Source organism: Leclercia sp. GHBNCSD (assembly GCF_055805075.1).
In genome coordinates this window covers 3,406,329-3,419,228 of the sequence record NZ_JBQVYO010000001.1, presented here as the reverse complement: position 1 = coordinate 3,419,228, position 12,900 = coordinate 3,406,329, and the positions used below count along the sequence as shown (strand labels likewise).

Annotated in this window: 12 protein-coding genes; 3 read left to right on the top strand and 9 right to left on the bottom strand. The window is 60.3% G+C overall.

From position 1 onward, the window contains the following. Window positions 1–43: 43 nt before the first annotated feature. The 3 genes from ACT3IC_RS16390 to tctD all read right to left on the bottom strand — a co-directional run bounded on the left by ACT3IC_RS16390 (window position 44) and on the right by tctD (window position 2,782). A complete protein-coding gene (locus ACT3IC_RS16390) occupies window positions 44–583 on the bottom strand; it encodes a YfaZ family outer membrane protein (RefSeq protein WP_103180429.1) in 540 nt (179 codons plus the stop codon). Between the two features lie 128 nt (window positions 584–711). Continuing rightward, on the bottom strand, window positions 712–2,121 hold the full coding sequence (locus tag ACT3IC_RS16385) for a sensor histidine kinase (protein WP_103180430.1): 1,410 nt from the start codon (window positions 2,119–2,121) through the stop codon (window positions 712–714). After that, window positions 2,108–2,782 (bottom strand): transcriptional regulator TctD, encoded by a 675-nt coding sequence (gene tctD, locus ACT3IC_RS16380; protein WP_103180432.1) that lies wholly within the window; start codon window positions 2,780–2,782, stop codon window positions 2,108–2,110. The genes ACT3IC_RS16385 and tctD overlap by 14 nt, the downstream gene beginning before the upstream one ends. Before the next feature lie 149 nt (window positions 2,783–2,931). On the opposite strand from tctD, the gene ACT3IC_RS16375 reads away from it, so the two are divergent. The 3 genes from ACT3IC_RS16375 to ACT3IC_RS16365 are packed head-to-tail and all read left to right on the top strand — an operon-like array spanning window position 2,932 to window position 5,881. Further along, window positions 2,932–3,912 (top strand): Bug family tripartite tricarboxylate transporter substrate binding protein, encoded by a 981-nt coding sequence (locus ACT3IC_RS16375; RefSeq protein WP_473478184.1) that lies wholly within the window; start codon window positions 2,932–2,934, stop codon window positions 3,910–3,912. Window positions 3,913–3,923: 11 nt separating this feature from the next. Further along, complete coding sequence (locus ACT3IC_RS16370; RefSeq protein ID WP_473478181.1) at window positions 3,924–4,355, top strand: tripartite tricarboxylate transporter TctB family protein; 432 nt, start codon at window positions 3,924–3,926, stop codon at window positions 4,353–4,355. 11 nt (window positions 4,356–4,366) lie between these two features. Then, on the top strand, window positions 4,367–5,881 hold the full coding sequence (locus tag ACT3IC_RS16365) for a tripartite tricarboxylate transporter permease (protein WP_103180438.1): 1,515 nt from the start codon (window positions 4,367–4,369) through the stop codon (window positions 5,879–5,881). Here the strand turns inward: ACT3IC_RS16365 and menE are convergent, their stop codons facing one another. The 6 genes from menE to menF form a co-directional block, all read right to left on the bottom strand. Further along, the gene (gene menE / locus ACT3IC_RS16360; protein WP_156654944.1) at window positions 5,882–7,243 is read right to left on the bottom strand and encodes an o-succinylbenzoate--CoA ligase; all 1,362 of its coding nucleotides are present in this window, start codon (window positions 7,241–7,243) and stop codon (window positions 5,882–5,884) included. It abuts the gene before it with no gap. Beyond that, window positions 7,240–8,205, bottom strand: coding sequence for an o-succinylbenzoate synthase (menC, locus tag ACT3IC_RS16355; protein WP_420193365.1), 966 nt, complete (start codon window positions 8,203–8,205; stop codon window positions 7,240–7,242). The genes menE and menC overlap by 4 nt, the downstream gene beginning before the upstream one ends. Continuing rightward, window positions 8,205–9,062, bottom strand: coding sequence for a 1,4-dihydroxy-2-naphthoyl-CoA synthase (menB, locus tag ACT3IC_RS16350; RefSeq protein ID WP_103180443.1), 858 nt, complete (start codon window positions 9,060–9,062; stop codon window positions 8,205–8,207). Before menB ends, menC begins: the two co-directional genes overlap by 1 nt. Further along, window positions 9,059–9,835 carry a 2-succinyl-6-hydroxy-2,4-cyclohexadiene-1-carboxylate synthase gene (menH, locus tag ACT3IC_RS16345; protein ID WP_473478177.1) on the bottom strand — a complete coding sequence of 259 codons (777 nt, stop codon included), beginning with the start codon at window positions 9,833–9,835 and terminating at the stop codon, window positions 9,059–9,061. Before menH ends, menB begins: the two co-directional genes overlap by 4 nt. Then, window positions 9,832–11,502 carry a 2-succinyl-5-enolpyruvyl-6-hydroxy-3-cyclohexene-1-carboxylic-acid synthase gene (gene menD / locus ACT3IC_RS16340; protein WP_420193367.1) on the bottom strand — a complete coding sequence of 557 codons (1,671 nt, stop codon included), beginning with the start codon at window positions 11,500–11,502 and terminating at the stop codon, window positions 9,832–9,834. The genes menH and menD overlap by 4 nt, the downstream gene beginning before the upstream one ends. A gap of 88 nt (window positions 11,503–11,590) precedes the next feature. Next, window positions 11,591–12,886 carry an isochorismate synthase MenF gene (gene menF / locus ACT3IC_RS16335; RefSeq protein ID WP_214422228.1) on the bottom strand — a complete coding sequence of 432 codons (1,296 nt, stop codon included), beginning with the start codon at window positions 12,884–12,886 and terminating at the stop codon, window positions 11,591–11,593. Window positions 12,887–12,900: the final 14 nt, after the last annotated feature.

The following is a 12,900-nucleotide window of genomic DNA, read 5'->3' as shown; positions in this document are numbered from 1 at the left end:
GGAGAGGAGAGAAACTGGCGCGACGGACGCCGCGCCGGAGGGGTTAGAAGCCTGCGCTGACGCCCACGTACGGGCCGTCAGCCAGCGCGTTGTCGCGGTTGCCCTCTTTGCCCGCCAGGTTCAGATAACGATAGCCCGCTTCGATGGTAATCGGACGCATGATGGTCCAGCGCGCACCCGCGTTAGCTTCTTTATAGCTGTCGATACCGCTGGAGAGGGAGTCCGGAGAGTAGTAATACTCGCCGAACAGGCCGAAGCTGTCGCCAATTTTCCACTGCAGACCGCCGCCCACTGCCGCCGCGTAACCTTCGTCACCGTCGTTCGGGTTGGTATAGATGCCTTTACCGCCGACGGTCGCCAGGAATGGACCAAGCGGAACGTTAAAACCGAGGCCCAGGCTTGCCGCATCGCCATCGTCGTCGTTATGCGTCCAGCCGCCGGTCATCGCCAGGCCTGCGCTATCCGTGCCAAGACCAAAGCCCAGGTGGGTATAGTCCTCGCCCGCCGAGCCGTTGAAGGAAATAGCGTTGGCCGCTGCCGATACACACATCAGGCCTAAGCCCATTAATGCCACTTTTTTCATTGTCGTGATCCCGCACAATTTGTTCACAGATATCCAAAACCGCGAGATTTTAACCTGACTGGCTATGGGATCAATGGACTCCGTGTGCGTCGGACAATTAGTTTGTAACGATTTGATAATATCAACATTTACGTCATCAATAAAAAGCGCATTTTGACGCACAGACCGCCCAGATTTTCACTGGCCATCAGTTGAAGATGGCTGCGGTGCAGGCGGGCGATATCGTTGGCCAGCGCCAGCCCAATCCCGGACCCGGTGGCATCTCCTACATTATCCAGCCGATGAAACGGCAGCATGGCCTGGGAAATCTGATCTTCAGCAATTCCCGGTCCGCTGTCCTCCACGCTCAGCTCAACAGCGTCGTTAACCGTGTGCAGAGACACGGTGACGATGCCCTGCTGCGGGGTGTATTTGATCGCATTCTCCAGCAGGTTGGCACACAGTTCGCCCAGCAGCACCTCATCACCTTCAATCATGACGGATTGCTGAATGCCGTCATAACCTAAATCGATCCCCTTGCTGCGCGCCTGCGCCAGCCGGGAGAAGCAGCAGTTCTGCACCACCTGAACCAGATCCACCGGGGCAAACTGGCGCTCTCCCTGCTCTTTGTGCTTCACCGTGGAGAACTGCAACAGCCGTTCAGTAAGGACGATGGTGTTGTCCAGCGTCACGTTCATGGCGCGTAAACTCTCCTGCCACAGGGCCGGATCGTTTCGCGTCAGGGCAACGGAAACCTGGGTTTTGAGCACCGCCAGCGGCGTTTTGAGCTGATGAGAAGCATCGGCGTTGAAACGCTCCTGGCGGGAAAGCACGCCGCGTAATCTGTCGATATAGCGGTTAAAGGCCACGATCAGCAGCCGCGTTTCTGACCAGGGCAGCAGCTCCGGCAGCGGGGCCAGCAGCCCTGGCTCACGGCGCACCATCAGCGAGGAGAGCTGACGCATCGGGCGCAGCACGCGGCGCAGCAGCCAGGCGGTTAAGACCAGCGTCAGCAGCACCAGCAGCCCCTGCGAAACGAGCGATGAAAACAGGAGCTGTGTGGCGAGATAGCGCCGCGACTGCAAGGTTTCGGCGACGTAGATCTCCGCCATACCGGAAACATTGTCTTCGTTAATTGGCTGGAGCAGCTTCGCCACGCGGATCGCCTGGCCGCGATACTCAGTATGATAAAACCAGGCCAGCGCGGGATAGTGCGTGGTGCGCGACGTGGAGCGGGGCATATTCGGCAGATCGTCATAGCCGGAGATCACCCGCCCCTCCGGGTCAACCACCTTGTAATAGAGGCGATCGTTCATGTTCAGCTCGAAGCTGTCGAGCACCACCCAGGGAACATCGACCAGCAGCTTGCCGTTGTGCACCTCCAGCCGCTCAGAGACGGTACGCGCCGACGATAACAGCGTGCGGTCGTACGCCTGGGTCGCCGCCTGCAGGGCGCTGACGTAACTGTTAAAGGCCGACAATCCCCACAGCAACAGCAGCGGTAGGCCGAGAAAAAGCAGCAGTTGCAGATAAAGCGACTGAGGCTTAACCCACTTCATCGCCGCACTCCAGCACATAGCCCAGCCCGCGCAGGGTGGTGATCCGCACCCCGCTGCCAGTCAGTTTTTTGCGCAGGCGATGAATGTAGAGATCGAGACTCTCGGGGCTGACGTCATCATTCAGGCTAAACACCTGATCGAACAACTGCTGGCGGGAGACGGGCCGGGTGCGGCGATGCATCAGCACCTTCAGCAGTGACAGTTCACGCGGGGTGAGCGAGAGCGGCTCATCGCGCAGCAGGAAAAAACCGTCGTCGTCATACTCCAGCTCCCCAAGACGCTGGCGTTCCTGGGTTCGCCCCTCGCTTCGGCGCAGCAGGGCGCGAAGCCTGGCGTCCAGCTCCTCCAGCTCAAACGGTTTTGGCAGATAATCATCCGCCCCGGCGTTCAGGCCTTTCACCCGATCCGCCACGTTGCTGCGTGCGGTGAGAAACAGCACCGGCAAGGTCTGGCCGCGTTTTCGTAAACGGTGCACCACCTCCAGGCCGTCAAAACCGGGCATACCGATGTCCAGTATCGCCACCGCGTAGTTTTCCCCCTGCAGCAGATGATCGGCAGCGCGCCCGTCAGAAACGCAGTCTACGGCAAAGCCCTCCTGCACCAGCGCTTTCTCCAGCCAGTGAGCCAGCTCACGATTATCTTCCGCCAGTAAGAGACGCATATCACATCCTGTAAAGTTGGTGTCGCGTTGAAAGGGAAATGAAAGGTTATTGTTTTAACAATCACGCAACGGAACCGCTACAAGGTGGTTCACATAATCAGAAAAAAACCCGTACCCGTACCCCCGGATCGCCGGCGTGAGGATAAACGATGAAAAAACAATTACTTTCAACGGTTGCTGCAAGCGTATTAATGTTGAGTGCCTCTGTTGTCCAGGCCCAGGACGCCCCGTCCCGCACCGAATGTATCGCCCCGGCCAAACCGGGCGGCGGTTTCGATCTCACCTGCAAGCTGATTCAGATCAGCCTGCTGGAGACGAAGGCCATTGAAAAACCGATGCGTGTAACCTACATGCCAGGCGGCGTGGGCGCGGTGGCCTATAACGCGATCGTCGCGCAACGACCGGCGGAAGCCGGCACGGTGGTCGCCTTCTCCGGCGGCTCGCTGCTGAACCTTTCCCAGGGCAAGTTTGGCCGCTACGGCGTGGATGACGTGCGCTGGCTGGCCACCGTCGGTACCGACTACGGCATGATCGCCGTGCGCGCAGATTCCCCGTGGAAATCCCTGAAGGATTTGCTCACCGCCATGGAAAAAGACCCTAACAGCGTGGTGATTGGTGCAGGCGCCTCCATCGGCAGCCAGGACTGGATGAAAGCCGCCCTGCTGGCGCAGCAGGCGAAAGTGGATCCGCACAAAATGCGTTACGTGGCGTTTGAGGGCGGCGGTGAACCGGTGACGGCGCTGATGGGCAACCACGTGCAGGCAGTTTCCGGTGATCTCAGTGAAATGGTGCCTTACCTGAGCGGCGATAAAATCCGCGTGCTGGCGGTCTTCTCCGAAAACCGTTTGCCGGGACAGCTGGCAAATGTGCCGACTGCAAAAGAGCAGGGTTATGACCTCGTCTGGCCGATTATCCGCGGCTTCTTTGTCGGGCCAAAAGTGACCGATGCCGAATACCAGTGGTGGGTCGACAACTTTAACAAACTGCAGCAGACAGACGAATTTAAAAAGCAGCGCGATCTGCGCGGGCTGTTTGAGTTCAACCTGAACGGTAAGCAGCTGGACGAGTATGTCAAAAAACAGGTGAATGACTACCGCGAGAAGGCAAAAGCGTTTGGCCTGGCCAAATAACCGGAGGCGCTATGAGCGATCGCATTTTTGCCGGGATCTGGTTGTTGCTCTGTATTGGCGGGATGTTCGTCGCCTGGCAGATCCACAGCGAATACAGCTATGAACCCGTGGGGCCCCGCCCCTTTCCAATGGGCATTGTCGGCCTGATGCTGCTTTGCTCGGTGGCCATGCTGTTACGCCACCCGGATACCGTAGAGTGGCCGCCTAAGCGCATTTTGCAGCGGCTGCTGGTGATGGTCATTGTGCTGCTGATGTATGCCTGGGGCTTTGAATGGCTCGGCTTCCCGGTGGCGACCACCATCCTGACGATGGTGATCGGCACGCTGTTTAACGCCAGCCTCCCTGCGGCGGGGATCTCGGGCGTGGTGATGGGCATTTTCCTGTGGTACGCCTTTGACCGCCTGCTGGATGTGACGTTGCCGCTTGGCGCCTGGCTTAATTAACGGAGCACGCTATGGATACCTGGATTTACCTCTCACAGGGGTTCGCTGTGGCGATGACCCCGGAAAACCTGGTGATCGCCCTGATCGGCTGCTTCGTCGGGACGATCGTCGGTCTGTTGCCTGGGCTTGGGCCCATCAACGGGGTCGCTATTTTGCTCCCGCTGGCGTTTGCCCTGCATCTGCCTGCGGAATCAGCGCTGATCCTGCTGGCGACGGTCTACATCGGCTGTGAATATGGCGGCCGAATCTCGTCAATACTGCTCAACGTGCCTGGGGATGCGGCGGCCATTATGACCGCGCTGGATGGTTACCCGATGGCGCGGCAGGGGCGCGGCGGCGTGGCGCTGTCTATTTCCGCCGTCAGTTCGTTCTTTGGCTCGCTGATTGCCATTGGCGGCATCATTCTGTTTGCGCCTGCGCTGGCCCAGTGGTCGCTGGCGTTTGGTCCGGCAGAGTATTTTGCCCTGATGGTCTTCGCCATTGCCTGTCTCGGCAGCATGATGGCGCAAAACCCACTGAAATCGTTTTTGTCTGCGCTGATTGGCTTAGGGTTAGCCACCGTCGGCGTGGATGCCAACACCGGGGTCTATCGTTTTACCTTCGACAGCGTTCACCTCTCCGACGGCGTGCAGTTTATCGTGGTCGTGATTGGTCTGTTCTCTGTCTCTGAGATCTTACTGATGCTGGAACATACCAGCAGCGGGCAGACGCTGGTGCGTAAAACCGGCCGGATGCTCTTTAACGCCAAAGAGGGCGCGCAGTGTATCGGTACTACGCTGCGTTCAGGGGTGATTGGTTTCTTTGTCGGCATTCTGCCGGGTGCCGGAGCAACCATCGCCAGCGCCATCACCTACATGACGGAGAAAAAGCTCAGCGGCAACAGCGACAGCTTTGGCAAAGGCGATATTCGCGGCGTCGCCGCACCTGAGGCGGCCAACAATGCCTCGGCCTGCGGCTCGTTTATTCCCATGCTGACGCTCGGCGTACCCGGCTCCGGTACCACGGCGGTGATGATGGGGGCGCTGACGCTCTATAACATCACCCCAGGACCGGCGATGTTTACCGAACAGCCGGACATCGTCTGGGGTCTGATTGCGGCGTTGCTGATTGCTAACGTCATGCTGCTGGTGATGAACATCCCGCTGATTGGCCTGTTCACCCGTATGTTGACCATTCCGCTGTGGTTCCTGGTCCCCGCGATCGCGGCCGTCTCGGCGGTGGGGGTGTATGCAGTACACAGCACCACCTTCGACCTGATTCTGATGGTGGTGCTGGGGGTGTTCGGCTACATCTTGCGTAAAATGCACTTCCCGATGTCGCCGCTGATTTTAGGGTTTGTGCTGGGTGAGATGCTGGAGCAGAACCTGCGCCGCGCTCTGTCCATCAGCAATGGTAATGTCTCCATTCTGTGGGACAGCAACGTGGCGAAGATCCTGCTGACGCTGGCGATTGTGGTGGTGGTCGTACCGCCGGTGCTGCGCCTGTTTCGCCGCCGTCAGCGTAAGCCGCAGCCCGATATCGGCTAATTACCCTGACAGTTGGGCATTCACCCACTGTGTTAACGCCTGGCGGGAGATCTTAATCCCGCCATTTTTTAGTTCTGCTGGCAGCACCAGCCAGTGCACGGGCTGCTCAAATCGCGCCATTTTGCCCTGTACCCACTCCGGGAAGCGGGTGAAATCCGTTCCCGGTTCACACTCCACTACCGCCACCGGACGCTGACCAAATTCGGCGTCATTCAGCGGGACAATAAAGACCTGGCTGATGTGCGGATGGGTCGCGATAATCCGCTCAAGGCTCTCCGGCTGAATGCCCTCGCCTCCGCTGAAAAAGAGGTTATCCATCCGACCGAGGATCGTCAGGCGACCCTCATGCAGCTCCCCGCGATCGCGGGTGGCAAACCAGCCCTCAGAATTTGTGAGCGGCAGCAGCGCGCCGTCGCGCCAGTAGCCTGAAGCCATGCTTTGCGCCCTGATCCACACTTCACCGTTAACAACCTGCACCTCCCTGCCCGGCAATGCGCAGCCCACGTCCGGCTCACCGTCAGCCTCTTTCGCGCAGACGGTAGAGGCAAACTCCGTCAGGCCGTAGCCACAAAACGTAGAAATACCCTGCGCGCGCGCCTGTTGCGTCAACTCAACGGGGATGGCGGCCCCGCCCAGGAGTACCGCTTTCAGCGCGATGTGCTGGTGTGTATTAAGCAGACGCCAGAGCTGGGTTGGCACCAGCGAGGCATGGGTACACCCCTGCAAGGCCTGCTCCAGCGGCTGCTTCTCGCGCACGGTTAAGCGCGCGCCGGCCTGCAGCCAGCGCCATAAGATCCCCTGCCCGGAGACATGAAACAGCGGCAGCGAAAGCAGCCAGTCGTCATCCTCGCCGTAGGGCATCAGCGCGAGGACACCCTCAGCGCTGGCAAGATGCGCCCCGCAGGTATGAACGGCCGCTTTCGGCAGCCCGGTAGAGCCGGAGGTGAGCGTCATTGAGGCCAGCCGCTCAGGCTGCCATGCCACGCTGTATTCGCCAGACTGTGCATGCATGCCAAGCGCGGCGAGTCCGTCATAGTGACCATCCAGCACCAGCGCAAAACGCAGCGTCATTTGCAGAAGCAATACCTCCAGCAGCGGGCGCGGGAGCTGAGGGTTAACGGGAAGAATACGCGCGCCGCACTGGAGCAGCGCCAGCCATGCGAGCAGAGTCTGCGGATGATTATGGGCAAGCAGCAGCACACCGTCCCCCGCCTCCACGCCCTGCTGATGGAACCCTGCAGCCAGATTGTCGATGCGGGTGCAGAGCTGTTGCCAGCTCAGCACCTCGTCGTTGAGACGCAGAGCCGGTTTATCAGCACGCTGCTCGCGCCAGTGCCGCCACGGCCAGTCACTAAAACTCATTGCAACGGCTCCAGGGCCTCAACGCCCGCGCACGGCAGGGCGCTACCCGGCCACGGGCGAATAAGCTGGGTTTGCATCAGGTTTAACGTATCCAGCCCCGGGATGGTGTCGGGCGTTAACCAGGCGGCAATACGCGCCAGCTGCGTCAGCCCAAGGCTGGATTCGATGGAGGAGCTGATCACCGCCGTCAGTCCTGCGCTATGCGCTGCCGTCACCTGGGCACGCACCTTCGCCAGACTGCCCGTTAGCGTCGGTTTTATGACCACGGCGCTGACGCCCGGCTCGGCGGTAAAGGCAAAGTCCGCCTCGCGCAGGCTTTCGTCCCAGGCGATGGCTATGCCGGTTTCGCGGGCAAAGCCGCGTGAATCCTCACGGGTTTTGCACGGCTCTTCCAGAAAAGCGATGCGGCTGCGGTACGCCGGATTGACGTACTTCGCGAACTGCTGCGCCTTAAGCGGCGTCCAGGCGCGGTTGGCATCCAGACGCAGGCGCAGATCGGGGATTGCCTCCAGCAAGAGGTTAGCGACCATGCCGTCGCGTACCGCTTCGTAAAGACCGACTTTGATTTTCGCCACTTTCTCGCCGGGCATAGCGCTGAGCAGTGCAAACAGCTCATCCGGATCGCCGGTACAGAGCGGCGCGGCACGGTAATCGGCCTCATCAGGGAGGCTGCCGTCGAGCTCCGCGAGCGCACAACTGATGCCGAACGCGGCGGAAGGAACTTCGGGCAGCGGCGGATTCAGGCCTGTACGCCATTCCTCTACCCATGCCACCAGCGCAGCCTGCGCCTCCTCCAGCGACTCCAGGCTAAAGCCCGGCAGAGGCGAAATCTCGCCCCAGCCCTGCCCTTCGCCCTGCTGCAGTTGCACGAAGAAGCCATCACGGGTTTTTAACCGCCGTTCACGCAGCACCACGCCCGCGTCCATCGGTATCTGCCAGCGGTAAACCTGCGCGCTGCGCATTACGGGTTCCGTTTGTATTTGCTGAAGTCCGGCTGGCGCTTCTCGTTAAACGCGTTGCGTCCTTCCTGACCCTCTTCAGTCATGTAGAAGAGCATGGTGGCGTTACCCGCCAGCTCTTGCAGACCGGCCTGGCCGTCGCAGTCGGCGTTCAGGGCCGCTTTCAGGCAGCGCAGCGCCATCGGACTGTTCTGCAGCATTTCACGACACCAACGCACGGTCTCTTTTTCGAGGTCGGCAATCGGCACCACGGTGTTCACCAGGCCCATATCCAGTGCTTCCTGAGCGTTATACTGGCGGCAGAGGAACCAGATTTCACGCGCTTTTTTCTGACCGACAATGCGCGCCATATAAGAGGCACCCCAGCCGCCGTCGAAGGAGCCGACTTTTGGTCCGGTCTGCCCGAAGATGGCGTTCTCTGCGGCAATGGTCAGATCGCACATCATATGCAGCACGTGACCACCGCCGATGGAGTAGCCCGCCACCATTGCGACAACCGGTTTCGGGCAGGTGCGGATCTGACGCTGGAAGTCAAGCACGTTCAGGTGATGGGTACCCGCATCGTCCTGGTATCCGCCGTAGTCACCGCGTACTTTCTGATCGCCACCGGAGCAGAACGCTTTTTCACCTTCCCCGGTCAGGACGATAACGCCGATGTTGTCGTCATAGCGCGCATCCGCCAGGGCCTGAATCATCTCTTTGACGGTTAACGGGCGAAACGCGTTACGCACCTCTGGACGGTTAATGGTGATTTTGGCGATGCCGTCAGTGGACTTGTGGTAACGAATGTCGGTATAGCCTTCGGAGCAGTCCAGCCATTCCACCGGTGCATAGAGCATGTTTTCATCAGGGTAGATCATAGAGTGTCCTTAATTGAAAGAGGGAGTATCTGGGCCAGACGCTCAGCCACCGCAGCGGGGTTTTCCCGATGGGCGTTATGTCCGGCGTGAGGAATTTCATGGCGGGTGGCGGTAAGCTGCCGGGCAATACCCCGAAACTTAGGGTCCTGTTCGCCATAGAGATAGAAAAAAGGAAGTGCGCACGAGGCGAGCTCAGGGCGTAAATCGGCTTGTTCGGCAAGCGACGTCGCCTGGAGCATGGCGGCCAGAGCTGGAGCATTATTCTGGCTACGCAGGGCGACAAGCTGTTCGCGCTGCGCGGGGGTTAGCGAGGCAAATACCGGCTGCTGATACCAGTCGGCAAATACCGACGCCAGAGGTTCATGGCGCAAGCGTGCCGCCCACTGCGCATCGGAGGCGCGACGGCTCGTCCGCGCGTGTTCATCGCTCAACCCCGGATGCGCCCCCTCCACAATCAGCCCCTGTAGCCCCCCGGGCCGCTGGCAGGCGTGATACATCGCAATGCGGCCGCCGAGGGAGTACCCCACCAGCCAGTAATTTAGTATGTTGTAACTAATCAGAGTGCGATTGAGCAAGCCGTTGAGATGATGGAAATCACTCACCACAATGGAGGCCGACTCTCCGTGTCCCGGGAGATCGAGATAGAGGCGGGAATAATCGCTCAGGCGCTCCCCTGACACCTGCCATTCGCGGCAATCGCCGGAAAAACCGTGCAGGAAAACCAGCCAGGGTTTATCCGGCTGACCTTTACGCTGGGTTCCCGCGAGGATCATAGATGGCTTACCTGCGCCAGCAGGTTTTGCAGCATCTGCGCCCCGTCGCTGTCGTTTACCACCACCTCGATTAGCGTGGTGCCGGGTTTGCTCCACGCCGTGCTGAGCGCGCTCTCCAGCTCCGCCCAGTTTTCCGGGCGCTGATACTTGAGGCTGAACATCGCCGCCGCATGTTCAAACTGCACGTTCTGCGGCATCAGATAAAAGCGTTCCCGTTCGCTCTGCGGCGTCGGCAACAGGGAGAAAATCTGGCCGCCATTGTTGTTGATCACCAGCAGCACAAAGGGCGCCGAAGCCTGACGAAGCAGCGCCAGCGCGTTCAGATCGTACAGCGCCGAGAGATCGCCGACGATCGCCAGCGTCGAACGGGCATTCGCGCGCTGAAGCCCTGCTGCGGTTGAAATCAGACCGTCGATACCGCTGGCGCCACGGTTACTGAATACCGGGTAGCCCGCCGGCAGGCGGGAGAAAGCGTCAATCAGACGCACCACCAGGCTGTTGCCCACAAACAACTGCCCCTGTTCGGGCAGATAGCGATGGATGCGGTGGGCCAGCTGCGCTTCACCGAATGCGTCGCTGTGTTGCGCCGTCAGTTCCCAGGCCTGGCGAGAGAGTTCAGGAATGTCGGTTGCCCAGGGGGCACGTTTTTCCGCCGGATGCAGCTCCAGCCACTCGGCCACGCTGGATACCAACCGACGGCCACGATGGTGCGCGGGATCCAGCCGCCCTTCGCGGGAATCGACCAGCCAGTACTCTTCCGGCCTGCAGGTGGCCTGCCACTGCAGAAGACGTTTACCCGTCAGGCTGCCGCCAAGCTGCACCACAATCTGCGCCTGCTCCAGTTCGGTCACGGCTCTGGCGTTGCCGAGCCAGAGATCCGCGCACGGCAGCGGCTGGCCGGTCTGGGAGAGCACGTCGCCAATCAGCGGCCAGCCAAGCCGTTGCGCCCACTGCGCTACCTGCTTGCCTTCCTCGGCGCTCATCCTGCCCGCGATGACCACACCGCGTTTCTGCCGCCAGAAGAACCAGTCGCGCTGTTGGGGGCTTGAAAGCGCCGCCGGAGCGCGCAGCCAGGGTTTATCGCTCTGCCACCAGTCGCCCAGCGCCTGCTGCCACTCAAGATCGGTATCATCCATTTCGCCATACAGCGGCTCGGCAAACGGACAGTTGATGTGCAGCGCCCCGGCACGCAGCCCGCCCAGGGCGTTATCCACCGTCGAAACCAGCCAGCGGGCGGGAATATCGCGGGTCGGACGCGGCAGCGACAGGGTTTCTGTCGGATGGGTGGCAAAAATCCCCGACTGGCGAATGGCCTGATTGGCGCCGCAGTCGATCAGCTCCGGAGGACGATCTGCCGTCAGCAGCACCAGTTTTTCACCGGTCAGACCGGCTTCGATCAATGCGGGATAGAGGTTAGCCACCGCCGTGCCGGAGGTCACAATCACCGCCACCGGCTCATGGCTGGCTTTTGCCAGCCCCAGCGCCAGATGGCCGAGACCGCGCTCATCAAAATGGGTGTGATGAATAAAGGCGCGGTTTTCGGCGGCGGCCAGGGTCAACGGCGTTGAGCGCGAGCCGGGCGCAATGCAAACATGCCTGACGCCATGGCGGGTCAGGGCTTCAAGGATCACCGCCGCCCAGCGCCGGTTAAAGGAACTCACTGACATGGAATTGTCCGGTATCAATATTGCGACGTAGTATAAATAATAGAGAAAGATGTAATTTTGATATGAATCGGGAATGTATGACTCAGTATTAATCCTTTAGGAGCAGAGAGCGCAGCCCGGCTGCTTTATTTTCAATCTCCTGCCACTCCTGATCGGGGTCAGAACCGCTGACGATCCCCGCCCCGGCATACAGGCGAACACAGCTCTCCTCAACGCTTGCCGAACGCAGCGCCACGCAGAACTCGCTTTGTGCTAACGAGAGATACCCGGCGGAACCGGCATACCACTCCCGGTCGAAGGGTTCATTGTGGGCGATGAAATCCCACGCCGCCTGGCGCGGCAGACCGGCAACGGCCGCGGTAGGCTGCAGGCGCAGCAGGCACTGTTCATCGTCCGGCTGTTGCAGCGCGGTCCAGATGCAGCGGCGTAAATGCTGAACCTTCCGCAAGCGCACGATTTGCGGCGGGAGGACATCAAGCACCCCGTTTTCCCGCTGCAGGCGCTGGCAGATGTCCTCAACCACCAGCATATTTTCCCGCTGGTTTTTATCGTCGGTCATCAGCCAGTTACCCAGCCGTGCGGCATGGGCATCGTCCGGATGGCTGGCAACGGTACCGGCCAGCGCTTCGGTGCGCAGCAGCAAACCGCGCCGCCGCCACAGCCGTTCCGGCGATGAGCCGAGAAACGCCCGGCTGGCATCAGGGCGCATAAAGAAGTGATAGCACTGGAAGTTGACCTGCCGGCTGGCCGCCATCAGCGCGGCGGGGTTTACCGCCTCGTTAAACTGCAAATCTGTCGCCCGGGCCAGCACCACTTTATCGAATGCCCCCCGGCCGATAGCCTCTGTCGCCCGGGTAATCAGCTGAAGCCAGCCGGCCCGGTCAGGGAGATGCGTTTCGCTCACCACCGCCTGCGTGACCGGGGCGACAGGCTGGCTCTCCGCCAAAGTCTGCATAAACTCCCGCGCGCGCTGGGCCTCCGCTTTCAGGGAGGTGTCGCTCCAGAGCACCAGGCGCAACGTTGCGGTCCCGCCGAAGCGCTGCCACAAAAGGCGCGGCAGGAACAGGCTGCCCTGCTTTGGATCGAAGGCATTAACGCCCACCACTCTCAGGTCGGGTGCGTGTGGATAACGGTTTAAAAACTGACGGGCAACGGATAACGAGGAGAAATGCGTTATCGCTCCGAGAGCAGCATACTCTTCGTCGCCATTGCGCTGCTGCCAGTAGAACTGCGGGTAGATGTGCTGGGCATTCAGCCAGCCGAGCGGATCAAACGCGTCGTTGAGGGCAAAGGAGACATCGAGATAATGCAGGCCTGGGGTATCGGGAAAATCGTCAGCTAATTGTTGGCAAAGGCCTTTCAGCGCGGTGGAAATCGAGTGCACGCGAACTTCTCCCA